The 23,172-nt window shown below is 70.6% G+C and carries 21 protein-coding genes and 1 pseudogene; 9 read left to right on the top strand and 13 right to left on the bottom strand.

Annotated elements, in window-relative coordinates:
* Positions 1-2 precede the first annotated feature (2 nt).
* Together AB0I54_RS25905 and AB0I54_RS25900 are read left to right on the top strand one after the other, a co-directional pair.
* A complete protein-coding gene (locus AB0I54_RS25905; protein WP_363298535.1) occupies positions 3-680 on the top strand; it encodes an SDR family oxidoreductase in 678 nt (225 codons plus the stop codon).
* Positions 681-742: 62 nt separating this feature from the next.
* Positions 743-1,411, top strand: coding sequence for an NUDIX domain-containing protein (locus AB0I54_RS25900; protein WP_363298534.1), 669 nt, complete (start codon positions 743-745; stop codon positions 1,409-1,411).
* A gap of 222 nt (positions 1,412-1,633) precedes the next feature.
* Here the strand turns inward: AB0I54_RS25900 and AB0I54_RS25895 are convergent, their stop codons facing one another.
* The 10 genes and pseudogenes from AB0I54_RS25895 to AB0I54_RS25850 form a co-directional block, all read right to left on the bottom strand.
* Complete coding sequence (locus AB0I54_RS25895) at positions 1,634-3,652, bottom strand: beta-galactosidase (protein WP_363298533.1); 2,019 nt, start codon at positions 3,650-3,652, stop codon at positions 1,634-1,636.
* On the bottom strand, positions 3,649-4,968 hold the full coding sequence (locus tag AB0I54_RS25890) for a glycoside hydrolase family 36 protein (protein ID WP_363298532.1): 1,320 nt from the start codon (positions 4,966-4,968) through the stop codon (positions 3,649-3,651). Before AB0I54_RS25890 ends, AB0I54_RS25895 begins: the two co-directional genes overlap by 4 nt.
* Before the next feature lie 26 nt (positions 4,969-4,994).
* On the bottom strand, positions 4,995-5,891 hold the full coding sequence (locus AB0I54_RS25885; protein WP_263214807.1) for a carbohydrate ABC transporter permease: 897 nt from the start codon (positions 5,889-5,891) through the stop codon (positions 4,995-4,997).
* Positions 5,888-6,868, bottom strand: a complete 981-nt coding sequence (locus tag AB0I54_RS25880; protein ID WP_363298531.1) for a sugar ABC transporter permease — start codon at positions 6,866-6,868, stop codon at positions 5,888-5,890. The genes AB0I54_RS25885 and AB0I54_RS25880 overlap by 4 nt, the downstream gene beginning before the upstream one ends.
* An 8-nt stretch (positions 6,869-6,876) precedes the next feature.
* Positions 6,877-8,190, bottom strand: a complete 1,314-nt coding sequence (locus AB0I54_RS25875) for an ABC transporter substrate-binding protein (RefSeq protein ID WP_363298530.1) — start codon at positions 8,188-8,190, stop codon at positions 6,877-6,879.
* 290 nt (positions 8,191-8,480) lie between these two features.
* Complete coding sequence (locus tag AB0I54_RS25870; RefSeq protein ID WP_363298529.1) at positions 8,481-9,266, bottom strand: GntR family transcriptional regulator; 786 nt, start codon at positions 9,264-9,266, stop codon at positions 8,481-8,483.
* Between the two features lie 71 nt (positions 9,267-9,337).
* Complete coding sequence (gene iolD, locus AB0I54_RS25865) at positions 9,338-11,209, bottom strand: 3D-(3,5/4)-trihydroxycyclohexane-1,2-dione acylhydrolase (decyclizing) (RefSeq protein ID WP_363298528.1); 1,872 nt, start codon at positions 11,207-11,209, stop codon at positions 9,338-9,340.
* On the bottom strand, positions 11,209-12,129 hold the full coding sequence (gene iolB, locus AB0I54_RS25860; protein WP_363298527.1) for a 5-deoxy-glucuronate isomerase: 921 nt from the start codon (positions 12,127-12,129) through the stop codon (positions 11,209-11,211). The genes iolD and iolB overlap by 1 nt, the downstream gene beginning before the upstream one ends.
* Positions 12,130-12,142: 13 nt before the next feature.
* Positions 12,143-13,021 (bottom strand): deoxyribose-phosphate aldolase, encoded by an 879-nt coding sequence (locus AB0I54_RS25855; RefSeq protein ID WP_363298526.1) that lies wholly within the window; start codon positions 13,019-13,021, stop codon positions 12,143-12,145.
* A 56-nt stretch (positions 13,022-13,077) separates the two neighbouring features.
* Positions 13,078-13,179, bottom strand: a pseudogene (locus AB0I54_RS25850) (5-dehydro-2-deoxygluconokinase); the annotation flags it as partial.
* Positions 13,180-13,405: 226 nt separating this feature from the next.
* Between AB0I54_RS25850 and AB0I54_RS25845 the strand changes: the two are divergent.
* The 6 genes from AB0I54_RS25845 (at position 13,406) to AB0I54_RS25820 (ending at position 18,957) form a co-directional block, all read left to right on the top strand.
* On the top strand, positions 13,406-14,425 hold the full coding sequence (locus tag AB0I54_RS25845) for a sugar ABC transporter substrate-binding protein (RefSeq protein WP_363298525.1): 1,020 nt from the start codon (positions 13,406-13,408) through the stop codon (positions 14,423-14,425).
* Positions 14,425-15,501: an ABC transporter permease gene (locus AB0I54_RS25840; protein WP_363298524.1), complete on the top strand. Its 1,077-nt coding sequence runs from the start codon at positions 14,425-14,427 to the stop codon at positions 15,499-15,501. Before AB0I54_RS25845 ends, AB0I54_RS25840 begins: the two co-directional genes overlap by 1 nt.
* A 4-nt stretch (positions 15,502-15,505) precedes the next feature.
* Entirely contained in the window at positions 15,506-16,414 is a 909-nt protein-coding gene (locus AB0I54_RS25835) for an ATP-binding cassette domain-containing protein (RefSeq protein ID WP_363298523.1), read from the top strand.
* 2 nt (positions 16,415-16,416) lie between these two features.
* Positions 16,417-17,319 carry a sugar phosphate isomerase/epimerase gene (locus AB0I54_RS25830; RefSeq protein ID WP_363298522.1) on the top strand — a complete coding sequence of 301 codons (903 nt, stop codon included), beginning with the start codon at positions 16,417-16,419 and terminating at the stop codon, positions 17,317-17,319.
* Between the two features lie 145 nt (positions 17,320-17,464).
* Positions 17,465-18,718: a serine hydrolase domain-containing protein gene (locus tag AB0I54_RS25825; protein WP_363298521.1), complete on the top strand. Its 1,254-nt coding sequence runs from the start codon at positions 17,465-17,467 to the stop codon at positions 18,716-18,718.
* Positions 18,719-18,768: 50 nt separating this feature from the next.
* Positions 18,769-18,957, top strand: coding sequence for a hypothetical protein (locus AB0I54_RS25820; RefSeq protein ID WP_363298625.1), 189 nt, complete (start codon positions 18,769-18,771; stop codon positions 18,955-18,957).
* Between the two features lie 49 nt (positions 18,958-19,006).
* On the opposite strand, the gene AB0I54_RS25815 is transcribed toward AB0I54_RS25820, so the two are convergent.
* Positions 19,007-20,011 carry a Gfo/Idh/MocA family oxidoreductase gene (locus tag AB0I54_RS25815; RefSeq protein WP_363298520.1) on the bottom strand — a complete coding sequence of 335 codons (1,005 nt, stop codon included), beginning with the start codon at positions 20,009-20,011 and terminating at the stop codon, positions 19,007-19,009.
* 78 nt (positions 20,012-20,089) lie between these two features.
* Positions 20,090-20,866, bottom strand: a complete 777-nt coding sequence (locus AB0I54_RS25810; protein ID WP_363298519.1) for an SDR family oxidoreductase — start codon at positions 20,864-20,866, stop codon at positions 20,090-20,092.
* A 109-nt stretch (positions 20,867-20,975) separates the two neighbouring features.
* On the opposite strand from AB0I54_RS25810, the gene AB0I54_RS25805 reads away from it, so the two are divergent.
* Positions 20,976-22,007, top strand: a complete 1,032-nt coding sequence (locus tag AB0I54_RS25805) for a LacI family DNA-binding transcriptional regulator (protein WP_363298518.1) — start codon at positions 20,976-20,978, stop codon at positions 22,005-22,007.
* Here AB0I54_RS25805 and AB0I54_RS25800 read toward each other — a convergent pair.
* Positions 21,988-23,148: a Gfo/Idh/MocA family oxidoreductase gene (locus AB0I54_RS25800; protein WP_363298517.1), complete on the bottom strand. Its 1,161-nt coding sequence runs from the start codon at positions 23,146-23,148 to the stop codon at positions 21,988-21,990. The two genes, AB0I54_RS25805 and AB0I54_RS25800, sit on opposite strands and share 20 nt — an antisense overlap.
* Positions 23,149-23,172 lie beyond the last annotated feature (24 nt).

Here is a 23,172-nt window from a genome sequence, read left to right as displayed (position 1 = left end):
CCATGAAGCTCACCGTCTTCGCGGCCACCGGCGGCGTCGGCCGCCACCTTCTCGACCAGGCCGTCGCCGCCGGCCATGACGTCACCGCCGTCGTACGCAACCCCGCGAACCTGGCCGCGCCGGGCGGACGCGTGCGCGTCGTCACGGCCGATCTGGCGGCGCCGGACCCGAGCCTGCTCGCGTCCGCCGTCGACGGCCGGGACGCCGTCCTGTCGGGACTCGGGCCCCGCAGGCCCAGGGCCGACGCGGGCATCACCTCGCGCGGTACGGAGGCCATTGTGGCCGCGATGCGGGCGACCGGTGTACGGCGCCTCGTGGTCGTCAGCGCGGCGCCGATCGGCACCGTGGCGTCGCCGGCCCGGCCGAACCCGCCGAAGCACGACCCGGGCGACGGGTTCTTCATGCGCCACCTGGGCGCCCCGCTCGCCCGCACCATGTTCGGCGCGCACTACGCCGACCTCGCCGTCATGGAGGACCTGGTGCGCGACAGCGGTCTGGACTGGACCATCTCGCGCCCGCCACGCTTCACCGACAAGCCCCTCACCGGCGTCTACCGCACCGCCTTCGAACAGAACCTGCGCGGTGGCACCAGCATCTCCCGCGCCGACGTCGCCCATCACATGCTGTCGGTGCTCGACCGCCCCGAGACGATCCGGCGCACGATCGGCGTCGCCCACTGACCGAGCACACCGGTGACCATCGTCGCCGAGGCACCGCGGGCCCGGGTGATAGAGAGGTGACCATGACGACCGAAGGCATCGACATCCCGGACCGCCGGGGCCGTACCGGACTCGATCGGACCGGGCTGGAGCTGAGCCGCAATCCGCGGGTCAAGGTCCGGGAGGTGAAGCTCCTGTCCAGCCACTGGTACGTCGAACGCGCCACCACCTTCGACATCCGGCGCGCCGACGGGACCTGGAGCACCCAGCAGCGCGAGACGCACGACCGGGGCAACGGCGCGACCCTGCTGCTGTACGACAAGGAACGCGAAACCGTGCTGCTCACCCGGCAGTTCCGCTTCCCGGTGTATGTCAACGGGCACCCGGACGGCATGCTGGTGGAGACGCCGGGCGGGCTGCTCGACGACGATGACGAGCACCCGGAGATCGCCGTCAGACGCGAGGCGGTGGAGGAGACCGGGCACACCGTCGGCGCGGTGGAGCACGTCTTCGACGTCTATATGAGCCCGGGCTCGGTCACCGAGCGCGTCAGCTTCTACGCGGCCGCCTACGGCCCCTCCACCCGCACCCACGAGGGCGGGGGACTGGACGAGGAGGGCGAGGACATCGAGATCCTCGAACTCCCCTTCCGCAGGGCCCTGGAGATGATCCGCACCGGCGAGATCGCCGACGCCAAGACCATCATGCTCCTCCAATGGGCGGCACTGGACGGCCCGTTCGCCTCGTCGTGATCCGAGCCGCCGAGCGGGCCGGGAACGCCTCGGGGTGCCGAGGGGGCGCCTACTACACCCGGGCGGACAACGCTGGACGGCGACATCGACCACCCGGCACCCCGCCCCGCCTCGCCTCCCGCGGGACGTTGGCCGGGGCGTCGTCGGTGGGGCAGTCGGAGGAGAATCCGCCGCCGTGGACCTGGAGTCGACGCCCGGTCAGCAGGCCCGGCTGGACGGGGCTCACTGAGCGCGCGGCTCCCGGACCACGGCGATGTCGCCGGGCGCGACGGTGACCGTGCCGGGGGTCTCCTTGCCGGACAGGAGTTCTGTCGCGCCCGGCGCGACCGGGACCTGTGCGCCCCGGCCGGCGTGGTCGATGACGAACAGGTAGTCCGCGTCGGTGCCGCGCCGCTGGACCACCTCGACCCCGGGCGGGGCGGTGCGCACCGGTGCCACGCCCGCCTCGGCACGGATGCGGTCGAGGAGCCCGGCGAGGGTGTCCGGGTCGGGGAGCGTCGCCACGTACCAGGCGGTGCCCGTGCCGTGCGCGTGCCGGGTCACGGCCGGGACACCGGCCAGCGGGCCGTCCGCGTACGACGCGACCGTCTCGGCGCCTTCGAGCCGTACCCGTTCCGACCAGAGCGTGCCCGAGGCGCCGTCGGGCACCTCGCCGCTCAGGCCGACCGGCTCACCCGGCAGGAGCGGGAACAGCTCGTCGCTGCGCACGCCCAGGACCTCCCGGAACGCGCCCGGGTAACCGCCCAGCCGCACATGGCAGTTCTCGTCCACCGCCCCGCTGTGGAAGCCGACGGCCAGTGTGCCGCCGCGCTCGGCGTACGACGTGAGGTTCGCCGCGCCCGTGTCGTCGACGAGGTAGACGTTCGGGGCCAGGACCACGCGGTACGCGGAGAGGTCGGCGTCGGGGCGGACGAAGTCCACGGCCACGCCCGAGCGCCACAGCGGCTCGTACCAGGCCCGCGCCAGCTCCAGGTAGCGGAGTTCACCGCTCGGCTGGGAGGGCAGTTCCACGGCCCAGCGGGCGTTCCAGTCCCAGACGATCGCGACCTCGGCCGTACCCGTGGTGCCGCGCACCTCGGCCAGGGCCCGCAGATCCGCGCCGAGCCGGACCACGTCCCGCCAGATACGGCTGTCGGTGCCGGAGTGCGGCAGCATCGCCGAGTGCCACTGCTCGGCGCCCGCCTTCGCCGCCCGCCACTGGAAGTAGGCGATGCCGTCCGCGCCGTGCGCCACATGGGCGAGGGCGTTCCGGCGCAGCTCGCCGGGGCGCTTGGCGCGGTTGACCGGCTGCCAGTTGACCGCACCGGTGGAGTGCTCCATCAGCAGCCAGGGGCCGCCGGCCAGGGAGCGCATCAGATCGCCGCTGAGCGCCACGTCGATCTCCGACTCGGGGTCGGCGGACATGAGGTAGTGGTCGTTGGAGACCACGTCCAGCTCCGGCGCCCAGCGCCAGTAGTCCAGGGCGTCGAAGTTGTGCATCACCATGAAGTTGGTGGTGGCGGGGATCGCCGGGGCCGCCGCCCGCAGCACGTCGCGCTCCGCCGTGTACAGCGACAGCAACTCGTCGGAGCAGAAGCGCCGCCAGTCCAGCTGGTGCGTGGGGTTGGGCACGGCACCGGTGGCCCGGGGCGGGAGGATCTCGTCCCAGGCGTAGTACCACTGGCTCCAGAACGTCGTGCCCCAGGCGTGGTTGAGGGCCGCCAGGTCGTCGCCGTACCGGGCGCGCAGCCAGCGGCGGAAGGCCTCCGCGCTGGTGTCGCAGTAGCAGGCCGCGTTGTGGCAGCCGTACTCGTTGTGCACGTGCCACATCACGACGGCCGGATGGTCCGCGTAGCGCTCGGCGAGCGCGCCCGTGATGCGCAGGGCCGCCGCGCGGTAGGCGGGGCTGCTGGGGCAGAACGTCTGGCGGCTGCCGTACGAGAGGGTCCGGCCGTCCCGGTCGACCGGCAGGGCCTCGGGGTGGGCCCGGAAGAACCAGGCGGGCGGGGCCGCGGTCGGCGTGGCCAGGTCGGCGGCGATGCCGTTCTCGTGCAGCAGGCCGAGGATGCGGTCCATGCGCGAGAAGTCGTACGCGCCCTCGGACGGTTCCGTCAGCGCCCACGAGAAGATCCCGACGCTCACCATGTTCACGCCCGCCTCGCGCATGAGGCGTACGTCCTCGGCCCACACCTCCTCGGGCCACTGCTCGGGGTTGTAGTCGCCGCCGTAGGCGATGCCGGGGACGGACAGGGTGCGCTTCATCGGGTGGCTCCCGCCGAGGTCAGAAGGCGGCGCGTGGTGTTCACGCCCCACTGGTCGAGGGACAGCAGACGGTCGCTGGAGGCCATCAGCCCGCCGGTGGCCTCCACATGGGCGGCCCAGCGCTCACGGGTCTCCACGGCCGGGCGGGCCATCAGGCAGTCGGGGTCGTTGATCCAGAGCCGGCCGTGCTGCCACTGGCGGGCGGCACCGGTGAACTCGGCCGGGTCCTGGCCGGGCTGGCTGTAGTCACCGGCCTGGGGCCGCCGGTGCGGGGCCGTGTCGGGGCTGACCCGCATCGCGTCGAACAGGCCGATGGAGGGCAGCATCGGCGCGCCGCAGCCCAGCAGGTAGGCGTCGGCGCCGATGGCCTCGCGGATCAGGGCGATGCCGTTGCGGTACGCGGTCAGCGCGTCCGCCCCCGAGTGCCGTACGCCTTCCAGGGCGCCCGCGTAGAGGAAGTCGACCTTGAAGTAGTCGTAGCCCTCGGCGCGCAGCGTAGCGAAGACGTCGCTCAGACAGGCCGCGGCCGCCGGGTGGGTGGTGTCCAGGACGTACAGGTCGTGGCCCCAGTTGTGGCCGGCGGACAGCGGGTTGCCGTCGCCGTCGCGGACCAGCCACTCCGGGTGCGTTCCGGCGAGTTCGCTGTCCGGGGCGACCAGGAAGGGGGCCGTCCAGATGCCCGCCCGGCGGCCCCGTGCCCGGATGGCGTCCGCGATGCCCCGCTGGGAGCGGAAGCGGCCGGAGAGGGTGAGCCAGTCACCGAGCGCGCTCTGGTAGCCGTCGTCGATCTGCACGACGTCGATCGGCAGGTCGAGGGTGTCCATCGCGCGCAGGTTCTCGTGGATGTCGTCCTCGGTGACGGTCGTGAAGTACTCGTACCAGGAGCACCAGACCGTCGGCGCCGGGCGCGGGGCGGGCAGCGCGAGGCCGTCCGCCCAGCGCTCCAGCGCCGGCCGGATCCCGGTGTCCGTCCACTCCTTGACCGGTCCGTCGGCCTCGACCTCGGCGTGACCGTCCCGGACGGTCAGCCTGATCGACGGCACCTCAAGGAGCGGGTCGGCGCCGGCCCACAGCCGGACCGGGGCGCCGTCGCCGGGGTCGAGCGCGAGCAGGCCCTCGCCCTGGAAGACCCCGGCGGGGACGGCGCGGCCGGGGCGGTAGCAGACGGTCGCCCAGTTGTCGTTCGTCGGGCGGTACGGGGTCGCGTCGAGGGCGTAGGCACCGCTGGGGCTCCAGGACTGCCAGCCCTCCTCGTGGACCCGGGCGCTGCGCGGGTCCACGGGGACCGAGGCGACGGGGGTGAACGGGTTGTGCACGGGGTTCTCTTTCAAGTGGAGCCGGGTCAGCCCTTGTTGGAGCCCAGGGTGAGACCGCTGACGAACTGCCGCTGGAGCGCGAAGTAGACGATCAGGGTGGGGATCGCGGTGAGCAGGGCGCCGGCGGCGACCAGGTTGGGGTCCGTGAAGTACTGGCCGGAGAGGTTGTTCAGGGCCGAGGTGATCGGCATGTTCTCGCCGGTCGAGATCAGCACCAGGGCCCAGAAGAAGTCGTTGTAGATCCAGATCGACAACAGGGTGGCCAGGGCCGCCATCGCCGGCTTGCACAGCGGCAGTGTGATCTGCCAGTACAGCCGCCACACCGAGGCACCGTCCACGAGCGCGGCCTCGGTCAGTTCGTGCGGCAGCGAGCGCATGTAGTTGCTGAGCACGAACGCGCAGAAGCCGGACTGGAACGCCACATGGATCAGCACCAGGCCGAGCGCCGAGTCGTACAGCTTGCCGCTCTGCGTGATGCCGGGCAGGTCGGTGAGCAGATACATCCGGTACAGCGGGGTGATGATGACCTGCTGCGGAAGCAGGTTGCCCGCCGTGAAGACCAGCAGCAGCGCGAGGTTGAGGCGGAAGTCGAAGCGGCTGACGTAGAAGGCGACCATCGACGACAGGAACAGCGTCAGCAGCACGGCCGGCACCGCGATCAGCAGTGTGTTGCCGAAGTAGTGCGTCATGTCCGACTGTTCGAACGCGTTCTTGAAGTTGTCGAAGTTCAGCGTGTCGGGCCAGGACACATAGCCCTTCTCGCTGGTCTCGCTGTACGGGCGCAGGGCCGAGAAGATCGCCCACAGCAGCGGGGCGAGCCAGGCGAGGGCCGTGCCGGCGAGGAAGACGTGCAGCAGGATGCGGGCGGGTCGGACGGGCGCGCGCTTCTTGAGCGCGCCGGCCGCGAGGGTGGGGGCGCTCACGATCGCCGCTCCTTCCGGAAGGTGGCCACCAGGTAGGGGATGATCACGGCGAGCGAGATGACCAGCAGGACGACCGCGATCGCCGACCCGTAACCGATGCGGCTGGACTCGCCGATGATGTTGTTGGTCACCAGGATCGACAGCAACTCGGTGCCCTGGGCGCCCTTGTTGAACACGAACACCAGGTCGAAGGCGCGCAGGGCCTCGATGATGGTGACGACCAGGACGACCGTGTTGGTGGGGCGCAGCGTCGGGAAGATGACGCTCTTGAACGTCTGCCACTCATTGGCGCCGTCCAGCGCGGAGGCCTCCCTGAGCGACGGGTCGACGCTCTTCAGACCGGCCAGGTACAGGATCATCATGTAGCCGGTGTGCCGCCAGGAGGCGGCGATGAGGACGGCCCACAGATTGAGCTTGGGGTCGCCGATCCAGTCGATGTAGTGGCCCGGCTTGTTGGCGCCGATGATGCTGTTGATCAGGCCCGTGTCCGGGTTGTAGACCAGCTGCCAGACGAAGCCGATGCACGCCATGGAGATGACGACCGGCAGGAAGAACGCCGTCTGGTAGACGCGGCTGAAGCGGATCTTCTTGTCCAGCTGGACGGCGAGGAAGAGGCCGAGCGGCGTCGGGACGAGGATCAGGACGACGAACCAGATGACGTTGTGCTGGACGGCCGGCCAGAACTGCGGGTTGTCGTTGAAGAGTTGTTTGAAGTTGTCGAGGCCCACCCACTTGATCGAGTCGAACCCGATGCCGTCCCAGGTGGTGAAGGCGAGCGCGATGGAGGCGAGGGCGGTGACCCAGACCAGGGCCACGTGCAGGACCGTGGGCACGCCCGCCATCAGGGCGAGCGTGAACCGGTCACGGCGGGTCAGCAGGCGCCGATGGCCCTGGCCCGCCCGCTTGGATGCGGAGGCAGTGCCCGGAGGCGGCGCGGCGGCCGCCTCCGGGGTCTTCGTCGTCATGTCGGTTGTCATGCCGTTGCTCACGAGGACGCGAAGATCTGCTTCTTCTGGCGCTCGATCGACGACAGCAAGCCGTCCACGCCCTTGGGGTTCTGGAGGAACTTCTGCAGTCCGGGCTGCATCACCGTCGAGGTGAAGTCCGGCCGGGAGTCGCGGTCCATGAACTGGGTGAGGCTCTTGGCGCCGCTGATCATGTCGAACGCCTTCTTCTGCAGCGCCGAGTAGGCGGAGGTGTCGGCCTTGCTGGAGGCGGCCACCACGCTCGGGTCGGTCTTGAGGTAGGTCTGCTCGGCCTCCGGGCTGCCCAGGTACTCCATCAGCTTGACGACGCCGTCGTGGTTCTTGGGGGCCTTGCTGACCATGAAGCCGTCGGTGGGCGCCTCCACGGTGTCCTGGCCGTACGCGGAGTTGATCTCCGGGAAGGGGAAGAAGTCGAGGTCGTCCAGGTCGGCCTTGTTGGTGAACTGCTGGGCCACGAAGGAGCCGAGGAGGTACATGCCGGCCTTCTTGGACACCAGCGTCTGGGCGGCGTCCTGCCAGGTGCGGCCCATGAAGCCGTCCTGGTGGTAGGGGAGGAGCTCGGCCCAGTGGTCGAAGACGGCCTTGACCTTGGAGTCGGTCCAGGAGGCCTTGCCCGCCATCAGCTGGACGTGGAAGTCGTAGCCGTTGAGGCGGAAGTTGATCTGGTCGAAGGTGCCCATGGCGGGCCAGGCGTCCTTGTCGCCGAAGGCGATCGGGACCAGGCCGTCCTTCTTCATCTGCTTGCACAGGGCGACCAGTTCGTCCCAGGTGGCGGGGACCTTGTAGCCGTGCTGCTGGAAGACGCTCTTGCGGTAGAAGATCGCCCACGGGTACGTGGTCAGCGGGACGAAGTAGTACTTGCCGTCCTCGCCCTTGCTGAGCTTCTTCATGGCGTCGGGGAAGTTGTCCCCGATCTTCGCCCACACGTCGTCGATCGGGGTGGCGAGCTTCTTGGCCGCGAAGAACTGCATCCGGTAGCCGGCGAACCAGTTGAACACGTCGTCCGGCGTGCCCTGGAGGTAGGAGTTGATCTGCTCCTGGAAGGTGTTGTGGTCCTTGGTGTTCACGTCGACCGTGATGCCGGCCTGCTTCTTGAAGGCGGCGTAGACGGACTCGAAGGCCTTCTTCGGCACGGCGTCGGACGCGTTGGAGCCGAGGGTGACGGTCTTCGGGTCCGAAGAGGCGCCGCTGCCGCCACAGGCGGACAGCAGGGGTATACCGGCGCCGGCGAGGACGGCGGCGCCACCCACTCCTCGGAGCAGGGAGCGACGGCTGGGACCCGGAACGGCAAGACCCGAGGGCGAGAGGCGCATGGCGGCTCCTGAAGGCAGGGGTTCGATCAAGGGGGTGAGCCGGCCTCCGAAAGGTCCTCGAAACCGATCAGAAACCAACTCGACCGAACATCGTGGGCGTAATAACAGCCGCATGTCCGGGCATGCGTCAATACCTCACGTCCCTCTCATGCGTCTCTTGCCCGAAACGTAATCGACACGATCACTCGCAAGTTCTTTCAGAAACCAACAGCCACAGAGCCCCCGCGGCGCGGACGGCCGTGGGGGCTGAGGTGAGGGGAGGCTTCCGGTTACGGTCTGACCAGTACCGGTTACGGTCTGACCAGTAGTTGGAAGTCGAAGGCGTATCTCGACGCACGGTAGATGTGGGTCCCGTACTCGACGGGCCGGCCCGTGTCGTCGTACGCCGTGCGCTGCATCGTCAGTAGTGCGGCGCCCTCCTTCTCGTCGAGGCGGGCGGCCTCCTCGGCGGTGGCGGAGCGGGCGCCGACGGTCTGCCGGGCGCTGTGCAGCGTGATCCCCGCCGCGCGCATCATCCGGTACAGACCGGTCGACTCCAGGCGTTCCGTGTCGAGTTCGAGCAGGTTCGCGGGCAGGTAGTTGCACAGAAACGCCACGGGCTGGCCGTGGGTGCAGCGCAGCCGCTCCAGCAGCGTGACCTCGCTGCCCTCCGCGACACCGAGGGCGGCGGCCACATCGGCGGTCGCCGGCACCCCCTCGTTGCGCAGCACCCGCGTGGTCGGACCCTGTCCGGCCGACTCCAGGTCGTCGTAGAGGCTGCTGAGCTCCAGCGGCCGCTTGACCTGGCTGTGCACCACCTGAGTACCGACGCCGCGCCGCCGGACCAACAGGCCCTTGTCGACCAGGGACTGGATCGCCTGGCGGACCGTGGGCCGGGACAGACCCAGACGTACGGAGAGGTCGATCTCGTTGCCCAGGAGGTTCCCCGGGGCCAGGACCCCGTGCTCGATGGCCGCCTCCAACTGCTGGGCCAGCTGGTAGTAGAGCGGCACCGGACTGGCCCGGTCCAGGGCGAAGTCCAGGGAGTCGAGCGCGGAGCCGGGCACGGGACGAGGCTGATCAGCGGTTCTCGCCACCGGGGCACCTCCTTCCGAAGAGCGGGGACGGGATCGGGAGCGGCCGGGCAGGCCGGGGCCGCAGGGGGAGTTCACAGATGCCGGCGGCGCTCGGCGACCTGGCGGTCGTAGCTCTTGCGGGCCCGTACGGCGGCCTCGCGCGAGGCGGTCTCGGCGACCGGCACGTCCCACCAGGCCTCGGCGGGCGGAGCGGTGGGGGACGGGTCGGTCTCGACATGGACACAGGTCGGCCGGCCGGAGGCACGGGCGGTGCCGAGCGCCTCGCGCAGCTCCCGCACGGTCTTGGCACGCAGGACGTCCATGCCGAGGCTGGCCGCGTTGGCGGCGAGGTCCACGGGCAGCGGGGCGCCGGAGAACGTGCCGTCCGCGACGCGGTAGCGGTAAGCCGTGCCGAAGCGCTCGCCGCCCACCGACTCGGACAGACCGCCGATCGAGGCGTACCCGTGGTTCTGGATCAGGACCAGCTTGACCGGCAGCCCCTCCTGGACCGCGGTGACGATCTCGGTCGGCATCATCAGATAGGTGCCGTCGCCGACCAGGGACCACACGAGGGTGTCCGGGGCGGCCTGCTGGACGCCGAGGCCCGCCGGGATCTCGTAGCCCATGCAGGAGTAGCCGTACTCCAGGTGGTACTGGCGCGGCGAGCGGGCCCGCCAGAGCTTGTGCAGATCGCCGGGGAGGGAGCCCGCCGCGTTGATCACCACGTCGTCGTCGCCGACCACCGCGTCGAGGGCGCCGAGCACCTGCGTCTGGGTCGGTACGGCGTCCTCGTCGTCGGCGCGGTAGGCGGCCTCGACCACCTGGTCCCAACGCTCCTTGCCCACCCGGTACTCGGCCTCGTAGGCGGGGTCCACGCGGTGTCCGGCCAGTGCCTCGCCGAGCGCCTCCAGGGCGGCCCGCGCGTCGGCCACCACGGTCCGCGCGGCCAGCTTGTGGGCGTCGAAGGAGGTGATGTTGACGCCCAGGAAGCGGACGCCGGGGTGCTGGAAGAGGGTGCCGGAGGCGGTGGTGAAGTCCGTGTACCGGGTGCCGACCCCGATGACCAGGTCGGCGGTGCGGGCCAGGTCGTCGGCCACCGCCGTACCGGTGTGGCCGATCCCGCCCAGGTCGGCGGGGTGGTCGTGACGCAGGGAGCCCTTGCCCGCCTGGGTGGAGGCGACCGGGATGCCCGTGGCGTCCACGAAGGACTTCAGCGCCTCCTCGGCCTCGCTGTGGTGGACTCCGCCGCCCGCGACGATCAGCGGGCGCCCGGCGGCCCGGATCGCGCGGACCGCCTCGGCCAGCTCGACCGGGTCGGGAGCGGGGCGCCGTACCCGCCAGATCCGCTCGGTGAAGAACTCCTCGGGCCAGTCGTACGCCTCCGCCTGCACGTCCTGCGGCAGGGCGAGGGTGACGGCGCCGGTCTCGGCCGGGTCGGCGAGCACGCGCATGGCGTTCAGCGCGGAGGGGATCAGCGCTTCCGGGCGGGTGACGCGGTCGAAGTACCGCGACACCGGGCGCAGGGTGTCGTTCACGGAGACGTCCGCCTCGACCGGGTGCTCCAGCTGCTGGAGCAGCGGATCGGGGGCGTGGCTCGCGAAGTAGTCGCCGGGCAGGAGCAGGACCGGCAGCCGGTTGATGGTCGCCAGGGCGGCGCCGGTCACCAGGTTGGTGGCGCCGGGGCCGATGGACGTCGTCACGGCCTGCGCGGAGAGGCGGTTGAGCTGGCGGGCGTAGCCGACCGCCGCGTGCACCATGGACTGCTCGTTGCGGCCCTGGTGGTACGGCATGGCAGCGGAGTGCTCGATGAGCGCCTGGCCGATGCCGGCGACATTGCCGTGGCCGAAGATGCCCCAGGTGCCGGCGATCAGCCGGTGCCGTACCCCGTCGCGCTCGGTGTACTGGGCGGACAGGAACCGCACCAGCGCCTGGGCGACGGTCAGGCGGACAGTGGTCGTGCTCATCAGGGCCTCTCGGGTGCGGTGTACAGCGGCAGACGGGGGTCGACGGGCCGGTCCGGCCAGGTGTCACGGATCCAGGCGTGGTCGGGGTGGTCGCGGATCAGCCAGGCCCGCTCGGGCTCCGGCCCCGCCATGACGTTCAGGTAGTACATGTGGTGGCCGGGCACGGCCATGGACGGTCCGTGCCAGCCGTCCGGGACGAGGACGACATCCTTGTCACGCACCTCGGCCAGGACGTCGGTGCCGCGGCCCCGGCCGGACGGCGAGACCCGCTGGTAGCCCAGGCCCGGAGTGCCGTCGTGGGCCTCGAACTCGAAGTAGTAGATCTCTTCGAGCACGGACTCCTCGCCGGGGCGGTGCTCGTCGTGCTTGTGCGGCGGGAAGGAGGACCAGTTGCCGCCCGGGGTGATCACCTCGACCGCGATGAGCCTGTCGCACTCGAAACCATGTCCGTCAGCGCCTCCGGCGCGGGCTGCCGCACCGAAGTTGTTGACCTGACGCGAGCAGTTCCCGGTGCCGCGCAGCTCCACCGGCACGCCGGAGGCTGGTCCGTGGCGGGCGGGCAGCCGTCGGGTGCAGCGGGCTCCGGTGAGCGCGAAGCGCCCGCCGCCGGCCGAGGTGACGGTCGTACGGGCGTCGCGCGGCACGTACGCGAAGTCGGTGACGGCGGCGAACACGCTGTCCCGGCCGTCGAGGCGGAAGGTGTCCCGGCCGAACTCGTCGACGGCGGTGACGGTGCAGCCGCCGCTGAGCGGAAGGACGATCCACTCGCTCTCGTCGGTGTCGAAGGTGTGCGAGCCGCCCGGCGGCAGCTCCAGCACGCGCAGGTCGGCGAAGCCCCACCCCGCGGTCTCGGGTGAGACGTCCACGGCGTACGGGCCGCCCAGGGCCTTGCCGGCCGGCAGGTGGAACGGGCTGTTCATCGTCGCCTCCGGGTCACAACAGGCCCACGGCCGTGTCCACCGCCTGCTCCACACTGCCCTCGGCGGGGTAGAGCAGGGAGCGGCCGACGACCATGCCGTGGACGGTGGGGAGCCGCAGCGCCTTGCGCCAGCGTTCGTACGCGCCCTCCTGGTCGTCGCCGACCTCGCCGCCGAGGAGCACGGCGGGCAGGGTCGAGGTCTCCATGACCTCGGCCATGTCGTCGGGGTTCTCGGTCACGGGGAGCTTCAGCCAGGTGTAGGCGGAGGTGCCGCCCAGTCCGGAGGCTATGGCGATGGAGCGGGTCACGGCCTCGGCGGACAGCTCGTTGCGGACCACGCCACCGGTCCTGCGGCAGATGAACGGCTCGATGAACAACGGCAGTCGGCGCGCGGCCATGGAGTCCACCGCGCGGGCGGCGGACTCCAGCGTGGCCAGTGAGCCGGGGTCGGAGTAGTCGATACGGAGCAGCAGTTTGCCCGCGTCGAAGCGGAGCCGCTCGATGTCCTCGGCGCGGTGCCCGGTGAACCGGTCGTCCATCTCGAAGGAGGCACCGGCCAGACCGCCCCGGTTCATCGAGCCCATGACCACCTTGCCGTCCAGCGCCCCGAGCAGCAGCAGGTCCTCCAGGATGTCGGCGGTGGCCAGCACCCCGTCGACGCCGGGCCGCGACAGCGCCACGCACAGCCGCTCCAGCAGGTCGCTCCGGTTGGCCATCGCCAGTCCCCGGCCGCCGACGCCCAGGGCGCCGCGCGCCGGGTGGTCGGCGGCCACGATCATCAGGCGGCCGCCGTCGCCGAGCAGGGGGCGGCGCACCCGGCGGGCGGCCGCCTCGGCGATCGCCTCCGGGTGCCGGGCCCTGACGGTGGCGAGCTCGGGGATGGTGAGGGTCAAGACGGACTCCGTTCGGGGGTGGCTCGCGCGATTTCGCGGATGGCCGCCAGGTCCGGCTCCGCCCGGGCCAGGGGTACACCTGTTTGCAACGGGTAGAGATCAACTCCGATACGACCCATCGTGATCAGGTCGAAGGGCTGGGATGCTGACTTGGCCATGGGCTCAGGTGTAGGTCCCGTCGGGTCGTGCTGTCAATGGTTTGTACTTACATTCGGACCTGAGCGTGAAATGATGTCTTAACAAAGTATTGACAGCGGGCGCGAGGGGGACTTTGATCCCGTCCCAACACACAGACAGCACATGACCCGGACCGCCGCCCGGCGCCGGGCCCGGATCCCCGTAGATCCGCCCCCTTTTCTCGTCGCACAGTGAGGTGCCGGAAAGATGGACCGCTCTTCGTACTCCCGCTCCCGCAGACTGGCCCCCGTGGTGGCCGTGGCCGCCGCGGCGGCGCTCACCCTCGCCGGCTGCTCCAGCAGCTCCGGCGGCAAGAAGTCCGAAGAGGGCGGTTCGAACGCCTCCGCGGGCAAGGCCACCACTCCCCGGATGACGGTCGCGCTGGTGACCCACCAGGCACCGGGTGACACCTTCTGGGACATCGTCCGCAAGGGCGCGGAGGCAGCCGCCGCCAAGGACAACATCAAGCTCGTCTACTCCGCCGACCCGAACGCGGGCAACCAGGCCAACCTGGTGCAGAACGCGATCGACCAGAAGGTCGACGGCATCGCCATCACCCTCGCCAAGCCGGACGCCATGAAGGACGTCGTGAACAAGGCGAAGTCCGCGAACATACCGGTGGTCGGCCTCAACTCCGGTGTGAGCGACTGGAAGAAGCTGGGCCTGATGCAGTTCTTCGGCCAGGACGAGGGCGTGGCCGGCGAGGCGCTCGGCAAGCGGCTGAACGAGGCAGGCGCCAAGAAGGCCGTCTGTGTGATCCAGGAGCAGGGCAACGTCGGCCTGACCCAGCGCTGCGACGGCGTGAAGAAGACGTTCTCCGGCACGCTTGAGACGCTGTACGTGAACGGCACCGACATGCCGTCGGTGAAGTCGACCATCACCGCCAAGCTCAAGCAGGACAGCGGCATCGACTACGTGGTCGCCCTCGGCGCGCCCTACGCCCTGACCGCCGTCCAGTCCGTGGGCGACGCGGGCAGCAAGGCGAAGGTCGCCACCTTCGACCTCAACAAGGACCTGACCGGCGCGATCTCCAAGGGGACGATCCAGTTCGCCGTCGACCAGCAGCCCTACCTGCAGGGCTACCTGGCGGTCGACTCCCTGTGGCTCTACAAGAACAACGGCAACTACATGGGCGGCGGGGAGCAGCCGGTGCTGACCGGCCCGGCCTTCGTCGACAAGACCAATGTCGACAAGGTCGCCCAGTTCGCCGCGAAGGGCACCCGGTGATGAGCATGACCCAACAGGCTGGGCCGGCGGTGGGCACACCGCCGGCCTCCGGCCCCAAGGCGACCGACGGCCGTACCGCCCAACGCCCCCTGGCGCTGCGGCTGTTGGCCCGGCCCGAAGTGGGCGTCTTCCTCGGCGCGGTAGCCGTGCTCGTGTTCTTCCTGATCGCGGCGCCCGCGGTCCGCCAGGGCAGCTCGATGGCCACCGTGCTCTACCAGTCGTCGACCATCGGCATCATGGCCCTGCCGGTGGCCCTGCTGATGATCGGCGGGGAGTTCGACCTGTCCGCCGGTGTCGCCGTGATCACCTCGGCGCTCACCGCGAGCATGCTCAGCTACCAGCTGACCATGAACGTGTGGGTGGGCGTGATCGTCGCCCTCATCGCCTCCCTCGGGGTCGGCGCGTTCAACGGCTGGATGGTGATGCGCACCGGGCTGCCCAGCTTCCTGGTCACCCTGGGCACGTTCCTGATCCTGCAGGGCGTGAACCTGGCCGTCACCAAGCTGATCACCGGCAACGTCGCCACCGACGACATCAGCAACATGGACGGCTTCGACCAGGCCAAGAAGATCTTCGCGTCGTCGTTCGACATCGGCGGCGTCGAGGTGAAGATCACCGTCGTGTGGTGGCTGGTCTTCGCCGCGCTCGCCACCTGGGTGCTGCTGCGCACCAAGTACGGCAACTGGATCTACGCGGTCGGCGGCAACAAGGACAGCGCCCGCGCGGTCGGTGTCCCGGTCGCCTTCACCAAGATCACGCTGTTCATGACCGTCGGCTTCGGCGCCTGGTTCATGGGCATGCACAACCTGTTCTCCTTCAACACCGTGCAGTCCGGCGAGGGCGTCGGCCAGGAACTGATCTACATCGCCGCGGCGGTGATCGGCGGCTGTCTGCTCACCGGCGGCTACGGCTCCGCCATCGGCCCGGTCTTCGGCGCCTTCATGTTCGGCATGGTGAACCAGGGCATCGTCTACGCCGGCTGGAACCCCGACTGGTTCAAGGCCTTCCTGGGCGTGATGCTGCTCGGCGCCGTCCTCATCAATCTGTGGGTCAGTCGCACGGCGACCCGGAGGTGACTTCATGACGACCAACGGAACCCACGGAGCCGTCCTCCAGGACACCGCGCCCGACGACACGGACCGCCCCATCGTCGAACTGCGCAACGCGGGCAAGTCGTACGGCAACATCCGCGCCCTGCACGGCGTCGACCTGACGGTCCTCCCCGGCAAGGTGACCTGCGTCCTCGGCGACAACGGCGCCGGCAAGTCCACCCTGATCAAGATCGTCTCCGGGCTGCACCAGCACACCGAGGGCGACTTCCTGGTCGACGGCGTACCGGTGCGCTTCACCAGCCCGCGCGAGGCCCTCGACAAGGGCATCGCCACCGTCTACCAGGACCTGGCCACCGTGCCCCTGATGCCGGTGTGGCGGAACTTCTTCCTCGGCTCCGAGATGACCAAGGGCCCCTGGCCGATCCGCCGTCTCGACATCGACCGCATGAAGAAGACCGCGGACCAGGAACTGCGCAACATGGGCATCGTCCTCGACGACCTCGAACAGCCCATCGGCACGCTCTCCGGCGGCCAGCGCCAGTGCGTGGCGATCGCCCGCGCCGTCTACTTCGGCGCCCGCGTCCTGATCCTGGACGAGCCGACCGCCGCACTCGGCGTCAAGCAGTCCGGTGTCGTGCTGAAATACATCGCCGCCGCCCGGGACCGCGGCCTCGGCGTCATCTTCATCACCCACAACCCGCACCACGCCTACATGGTCGGCGACCACTTCAGCGTGCTGCGCCTGGGCACCCTCGAACTCAGCGCCGACCGCAGCCAGGTCAGCCTGGAGGAGCTGACCAACCACATGGCCGGCGGCGCCGAACTCGCCGCGCTCAAGCACGAACTCGCGCAGGTGCGCGGTGTGGACGTCGATGAGCTCCCCGAGGAGAAGGACCTCACCGCACCCGTCGCGACCCACCCCGAAGGGACCTCCTGACCATGGCGAACGACCTCGACCGCATCCGGGTTGGCTCGGCCCCCGACTCCTGGGGCGTCTGGTTCCCCGAAGACCCCCAGCAGGTGCCCTGGGAACGCTTCCTGGACGAGGTGGCCGAGGCCGGCTACTCCTGGATCGAACTGGGCCCGTACGGCTATCTGCCCACGGACCCCGCCCGCCTCACCGACGAGGTGAACAAGCGGAACCTGAAGGTGTCGGCGGGCACGGTCTTCACCGGCCTGCACCGCGGACCCGCCGTCTGGGAGTCCACCTGGGCGCACGTCTCCCAGGTCGCCGAGCTCACCCGGGCGATGGGAGCAGGGCACCTGGTGGTGATCCCCTCCTTCTGGCGCGACGACAAGACCGCCGAGGTCCTGGAGCCGCCGGAGCTCACCGCCGAACAGTGGACCCACCTCGCCCGGGGCATGGAACGGCTCGGCCGCGAGGTCAAGGACACGTACGGCCTCGACATCGTGGTGCACCCGCACGCCGACACGCACATCGACACCGAGGAGCACGTCGAGCGGTTCCTCGACGCGACCGATTCCGATCTGGTCAACCTCTGCCTGGACACCGGTCACTACGCCTACTGCGGCGGCGACAGCGTCAAGCTCATCGAGACGTACGGCGAACGCATCGGCTATCTGCACCTCAAGCAGGTCGACCCGGAGATCCTTGCGGACGTCGTGGCGAACGGGGTGCCGTTCGGCCCGGCGGTGCAGCGCGGGGTGATGTGCGAGCCGCCCTCCGGCGTACCGGAGCTGGGGCCCGTGCTGGAAGCGGCCCAGAAGCTCGGCGTCGATCTGTTCGCCATCGTCGAGCAGGACATGTACCCGTGCGAGCCGGACAAGCCGCTGCCCATCGCGGTGCGCACGCGGCAGTTCCTGAGGTCGTGCGGGGCGTGAACGGGCGGCCGTGACGGAGCGTAGCCGTCCGTCACGTCGCCGAGCGGGAGTGCCCGCGTGCCGTCGCCGTCTTCGACAGGCGCCGGCACGCGGGCACTCCTATGCTGATGTCCAGGGCATGCGTCCTCACCCGGGAGTTGAGCCCATGTCGCACTCCTCGACCCGACCGCGCAAAGGGGCCGTGGTCGTCGCCGCGGTGGGGATGCTGCTGGTGCCGGCCGCGGGCACGAACGCCGTGGCCCTGCCCCCTTCGGCTCCCTTCGCCGCCACGGTCGCCGATCCGCCCTCGCCGTCGCCCTCCGGCGGCGACGTCCGCGCACTCACGCCCGCCGTGCGGCGGCAGCTCGACGCGACCGTACAGCGGGTCATGCGGGAGGCGAACGTCCCCGGTGTGACCGTCGGGATCTGGACACCCGACAAGGGCCGCTACGTGAAGTCCTTCGGCGTCGCCGACAAGACCAACGACCGCGCGATGACCCCCGACCTCTACATGCGGATCGGCAGCGAGACCAAGACGTTCACGGTGACGGCGCTGCTGAAGCTGGTCGACCAGGGCAAGGTGGGCCTGGACGACACGATCGACCAGTACGTCAGCGGCGTACCGAACGGGGACAGGATCACGCTGCGCCAGCTGGCCGGGATGCGCAGCGGGCTCTTCAACTACTCCGAGGACGACGGCTTCTTCAAGGCGCTGACGTCCGATCCGCAGCGGCCCTTCACCCCGCAGGAACTGCTCGACTACGCCTTCAGGCACCCGGTGCTGTTCCCACCGGGGGAGAAGTTCGACTACTCCAACACCAACCTGATCCTGCTCGGTCTGGTCGTCGAGAAGGCCAGTGGCACACCGCTCGGTGACTACATCCAGCACAACATCCTGGACCCGGCGGGCCTCAGGCACACGCTCTTCCCGACCGGCAACGAGTTCCCGCGGCCGCACGCGCAGGGCTACACCGACCAGACGGCGACCGGCCAGGTGACGGACTCGGCCGACTGGAACCCCTCCTGGGGCTGGGCGGCCGGGGCGATGATCTCCAACCTGGAGGATCTGCGGGTCTGGGCGCGCACGGTGGCCACGGGCCGGCTGCCCGGCGGCGGGATCCTGATCAGCCCCGCGGTCCAGGCGCAGCGGCTCACCACGCCGCCGACCACCATTCCGGGCGCCGGGTACGGCCTCGGCATCTTCGACGTCCAGGGCTGGATCGGGCACAACGGCTCCCTGCCCGGCTACGAGTCCCTGACCGTCTATCTGCCGTCGGCCCGGGCGACCCTGGTCGTCCTCCTCAACACCGACATCAACTACAAGGGCCAGGAGCCCAGCACCGTCTTCGGCGAGGCGATCACGTCGATCATCTCCCCGAACCATGTCTTCAACCTGCCGGCGGAACCCGCGGCGCGCTGAGAACGTTCAGGAGGGTGACGGGGACGGGAACGCGGCACGGGGAGGACGAGTTGACGCACACGGAGCACGAGGAGAAGACACCGGCCGCTGCCGAGGCCATGCTGCGCCGGGCCAGGTTCGGCGCGCTGCCGGAGCGGGTCCGCCCGGAGGACACCGTGGAGGAGAGACCGGCTGCACCGCGGGATCCGGCGCGGGACGCGTACGACCCTGACGAGTGGATGGTCCGCTACTGCCTGTGAGGTTCGGCCGATCGGCCCCGGGCCCCTTCGGGGGACCCGGGGCCCGCTGTCAGGCGCCGCGTACCTCCTCGATCGTCACCGGGCGGTGCTCGTGCAGTGACAGCGTGCAGGCCTCCGCGATCCAGCCGGCCTCCAGGGCGTCCGCGACCGTGCAGGGAGAGGGCCGGGTGCCGGCGACGACCTCGGTGAACGCGGTGAGTTCGGCGCGGTAGGCGTCGGTGAAGCGGTCCATGAAGAAGTCGTGCGGGGTGCCGGACGGGAAGGTCACACCGGGCTCGACCGAGCGCAGCGGGAGCTTGTCCTCCAGGCCGACGGCGATGGAGTCCTGGAAGCCGTGCAGCTCCATGCGGACGTCGTAACCCCGGGCGTTGTGGCGGCTGTTGGAGACCACGGCGATGGTGCCGTCGTCGAGCGTGAGGATCGCCCCGGTGGTGTCCGCGTCGCCCGCGTCCTTGATGTAGTCGGCGCCCCGGTTGCCGCCCACGGCGTACACCTCGGTCACCTCGCGGCCGGTCACCCAGCGGATGATGTCGAAGTCGTGGACGGAGCAGTCCCGGAAGATCCCACCGGACGCGGCGATGTACGCGGCCGGGGGCGGCGCCGGGTCCAGCGTCGTCGAGCGGACCGTGTGGAGCTTGCCCAGCTCGCCGCTGCGCACGGCGGCCCGCGCGGCGACGAAGCCGGCGTCGAAGCGGCGGTTGTAGCCGATCTGGATCGGGACGCCGCTGCCCTCGACGGCCTTGAGCACCTCGACGCCCTCCGCCATCGTGCGGGCGACGGGCTTCTCGCAGAAGACGGGGACACCGGCCTCGACGCCGGCCAGGAGCAGGGCGGGGTGGACGTCGGTGGCCGCCGCCACGACGAGACCGTCCACTCCGGCGGCCAGGACCGCCTCGGGCGAGTCCGCGACCTCGGCCCCGAACCGCTCCGCGGCGGCCTTGGCCGCCTGTGCGAACGGGTCGGCGACGACGAGGGACTCGATGGCGTCCAGTGCGGACAGGGTCTCGGCGTGGAAGGCGCCGATGCGGCCGAGGCCGAGGATTCCGATACGCATGAGGGTGCAGCTCCTAGGACGGTGCGGTGCGGTTGGTGCGAAGAGCGAAGAGCGAAGAGCGAGGAGGGTGCGAAAGGGTCAGTCGAGGCCGCCGAGAACGTTCTGGTCCCAGTCGATCACCGAACCCGTGACCACGCCCGACCGGTCCGACAGCAGGAGGACCACGAAGTCGGCGATCTCGTCCGGCTGGCCCAGCTTGCCCATCGGCAGCCTGGCCGCGGCCTGCTCGTGCCAGTCGTCCCCGGCGTCGTGGAAGGCCCGCTGTGTCGCGTCCTCGCCCTCGGTCGCCGTCCAGCCGATGTTCAGGCCGTTGATCCGGATCCGGTCCCAGCGGTGGGCGTGCGCCGCGTTGCGGGTCAGACCGATCAGACCGGCCTTGGCGGCGACGTACGGGGCCAGGAAGGGCTGCCCGCCGTGCGCCGACGACGTGATGATGTTGACGATCGTGCCGGGCGCCTTGCGCTCCACCATGTCGGCCACCGCCGCCTGCATCGCGAAGAACGGGGCCTTGAGGTTGATCGCGATGTGCGCGTCGAACAGTTCGGGCGTGGTGTCCAGCAGGGTGCCCCGCGAGGTCAGCCCCGCCGAGTTGACCAGGCAGTCGACCCGGCCGTACGCGTCGACCACCTCGGCCACGGAGGCCTTGGCCCGGTCGGCGTCCGACAGGTCGGCCTGCACGTACATCGCCCTGCCGCCGGCCGCCGTCAGTTCGGCCACCAGTGCCTCGCCCGGCTCGGGGCGGCGGCCGGTGACGGCCACCGTGGCGCCCTCGCGGACCGCGGCCCGGGCGATGGCGGCGCCGACCCCCTGACTGCCGCCGTTGACGAGGACGACCTTGTCGTCGAGAAGTCCCATGATGTGCTTGCCCTTTCAGCTCTTGCGCCGCGGCCCTGTCATTGTTGTCAGTACAAACCCCTCCAACAACCAGCAGCGAACCATCAAAAACCCCTCAAGGAGCGCCGCCGTGGGCCATCCCTTCCCGATCCGTGAGATCGCACGTCAGGCAGGTCTCAGCGAGGCCACCGTGGACCGTGTGCTGAACGGCAGGGGAGGGGTGCGGGCGAGCACCGCCGAGGAGGTCCGCCGGGCCATCGCCGACCTGGACCGGCAGCGCACCCAGGTGCGGCTGGTCGGCCGTACGTTCATGGTCGACATCGTGATGCAGGCGCCGGAGCGGTTCACCACGGCCGTACGCGCCGCCCTGGAGGCGGAGCTGCCGTCGCTGCACCCGGCCGTGCTGCGCTCCCGCTTCCACTTCCGGGAGACCGGGCCGGTGGCGGAGCTGGTCGCGACCCTGGACCGGGTCATACGGCGGGGCTCCCAGGGCGTGATCCTCAAGGCACCGGACGTCCCCGAGGTCACGGCCGCCGTCGGCCGGCTCGCCACCGCGGGCATCCCCGTCGTGACCCTGGTGACCGACCTTCCCGCGAGTGCCCGGCTGGCGTACGTCGGCATCGACAACCGGGCCGCGGGCGCGACCGCGGCGTACCTCATGGGGCAGTGGCTCGGCGACCGTCCCGGCAATGTCCTCACCAGCCTCAGCAGCGGCTTCTTCCGCAACGAGGAGGAGCGCGAGATGGGCTTCCGCGGCGTCATGCGGGCCCGGCACCCCGAGCGCGCGCTCGTCGAGATCGCCGAGGGGCAGGGCCTGGACGCGACCCAGTACGACCTCGTCCGGGCCGCCCTGGAACGCGACCCCGGCATACGGGCGGTCTACTCGATCGGCGGCGGCAACATCGCGACGCTGCGGGCCTTCGAGGACCTGGGCCGCGAGTGCGCCGTGTTCGTCGCCCACGACCTCGACCACGACAACACCCGGCTGCTGCGCGAGCACCGCCTGTCCGCCGTGCTCCACCACGACCTGCGCCACGACCTGCGCGAAGCCTGCCACCTGGTGATGCGTGCCCAGGGCGCGCTACCGCCCACGGGACCGGTCGCGCCGTCGTCGATCCAGGTGGTCACGCCCTACAACATGCCTACGGTGCCGGCACGTTGACCCAACCGCCCGTCTCGGCGGACCGCGTCATCGCGTCCAGTACGGCGGCGCTGCGCACGGCGTCCGCGAGGGTGGTGCCGTACGGTCTGCCCTCGGCGATCGAGCGCAAGAAGCGGTACGCCTCGATGACCTTCAGGTCGTCGTAGCCCATGGCGTTGGCCGCGCCCGGCTGGAAGGCGGCGAACTCGCCGTCGCCGGGACCGACGTACACCGTGCTGACGGGCTGGTCCTGGTACGTCGTGCCGCGGCTGAGGGCCAGCTCGTTCATCCGGCGGAAGTCCCAGAAGACCGCGCCCTTGGTGCCGTGCACCTCGAAGCCGTAGTTGTTCTGCTCGCCGACCGAGACCCGGCAGGCCTCCAGGACACCGCGGGCGCCGGAGGCGAACCGCAGCAGGCAGTTGACGTAGTCCTCGTTCTCCACGGGCCCGAGCTCACCGCCGGAGGCGAGGGCGTGCCCGGCGGTGGCGCCCGTCGGACGGGCCCGCTGCGGCACGAACACCGCGGTGTCGGCGGTCAGCGAGGCGATGTCGCCGAGCAGGAAGCGGGCCAGGTCGGCGCCGTGCGAGGCCAGGTCCCCGAGCACCCCGCTGCCACCGCGCTCACGCTCGTACCGCCAGGTCAGGGCGCCGTCGGGATGGGCCGCGTAGTCGCTGAACAGCCGGATCCGCACATGTGTCACCGCGCCGATGTCCCCCGAGGCGATCAGCTCGCGGGCGGCCTCCACGGCGGGCGCGTTGCGGTAGTTGAAGCCGACGGCGCCGTGCACACCGGCCCCGGCCACCGCGTCGGCCACCGCGCGGGCGTCCTCGCCGGTCAGGCCCACCGGCTTCTCGATCCAGATGTGCTTGCCCGCCGCGGCCATCGCGACGCCGATCTCCCGGTGCAGAAAGTTCGGGGCGGTGATGCTGACCGCCTGGACGCGCGGGTCCGCGGCCACCTCGCGCCAGTCGCGGGTCGTCGCGGCGAACCCGAACTGCCCGGCGGCCTCCTCGGCCCGGCCCGGCACCTCCTCGGCGACCGTCACCAGGCGCGGCCGCAGGGCGAGCCCCGGGTAGTGGTGCGCGACGCGGGCGTACGCCTGGGTGTGCACGCGGCCCATCCAGCCGAATCCGACGACGGCGACACCGAGCGCATCCACCATGACAGCCCCTTGCCCTCTTTGGAT

It is taken from the genome of Streptomyces sp. NPDC050625 (genome assembly GCF_040654755.1).
GTDB lineage: Bacteria > Actinomycetota > Actinomycetes > Streptomycetales > Streptomycetaceae > Streptomyces.
This window is presented reverse-complemented; position numbering and strand designations above follow the sequence as displayed.

Bases quoted from the DNA above. Each gene is read 5' to 3' on its own strand.
- AB0I54_RS25840 (WP_363298524.1), top strand. From the start codon at position 14,425: ATGAGCATGACCCAACAGGCTGGGCCGGCGGTGGGCACACCGCCGGCC.
- AB0I54_RS25905 (WP_363298535.1), top strand. From the start codon at position 3: ATGAAGCTCACCGTCTTCGCGGCCACCGGCGGCGTCGGCCGCCACCTT.
- iolD (WP_363298528.1), bottom strand. From the start codon at position 11,209: ATGAGCACGACCACTGTCCGCCTGACCGTCGCCCAGGCGCTGGTGCGG.
- AB0I54_RS25900 (WP_363298534.1), top strand. From the start codon at position 743: ATGACGACCGAAGGCATCGACATCCCGGACCGCCGGGGCCGTACCGGA.
- AB0I54_RS25895 (WP_363298533.1), bottom strand. From the start codon at position 3,652: ATGAAGCGCACCCTGTCCGTCCCCGGCATCGCCTACGGCGGCGACTAC.
- AB0I54_RS25830 (WP_363298522.1), top strand. From the start codon at position 16,417: ATGGCGAACGACCTCGACCGCATCCGGGTTGGCTCGGCCCCCGACTCC.
- AB0I54_RS25800 (WP_363298517.1), bottom strand. From the start codon at position 23,148: ATGGTGGATGCGCTCGGTGTCGCCGTCGTCGGATTCGGCTGGATGGGC.
- AB0I54_RS25810 (WP_363298519.1), bottom strand. From the start codon at position 20,866: ATGGGACTTCTCGACGACAAGGTCGTCCTCGTCAACGGCGGCAGTCAG.
- AB0I54_RS25880 (WP_363298531.1), bottom strand. From the start codon at position 6,868: ATGACAACCGACATGACGACGAAGACCCCGGAGGCGGCCGCCGCGCCG.
- iolB (WP_363298527.1), bottom strand. From the start codon at position 12,129: ATGAACAGCCCGTTCCACCTGCCGGCCGGCAAGGCCCTGGGCGGCCCG.
- AB0I54_RS25875 (WP_363298530.1), bottom strand. From the start codon at position 8,190: ATGCGCCTCTCGCCCTCGGGTCTTGCCGTTCCGGGTCCCAGCCGTCGC.
- AB0I54_RS25825 (WP_363298521.1), top strand. From the start codon at position 17,465: ATGTCGCACTCCTCGACCCGACCGCGCAAAGGGGCCGTGGTCGTCGCC.
- AB0I54_RS25845 (WP_363298525.1), top strand. From the start codon at position 13,406: ATGGACCGCTCTTCGTACTCCCGCTCCCGCAGACTGGCCCCCGTGGTG.
- AB0I54_RS25815 (WP_363298520.1), bottom strand. From the start codon at position 20,011: ATGCGTATCGGAATCCTCGGCCTCGGCCGCATCGGCGCCTTCCACGCC.
- AB0I54_RS25835 (WP_363298523.1), top strand. From the start codon at position 15,506: ATGACGACCAACGGAACCCACGGAGCCGTCCTCCAGGACACCGCGCCC.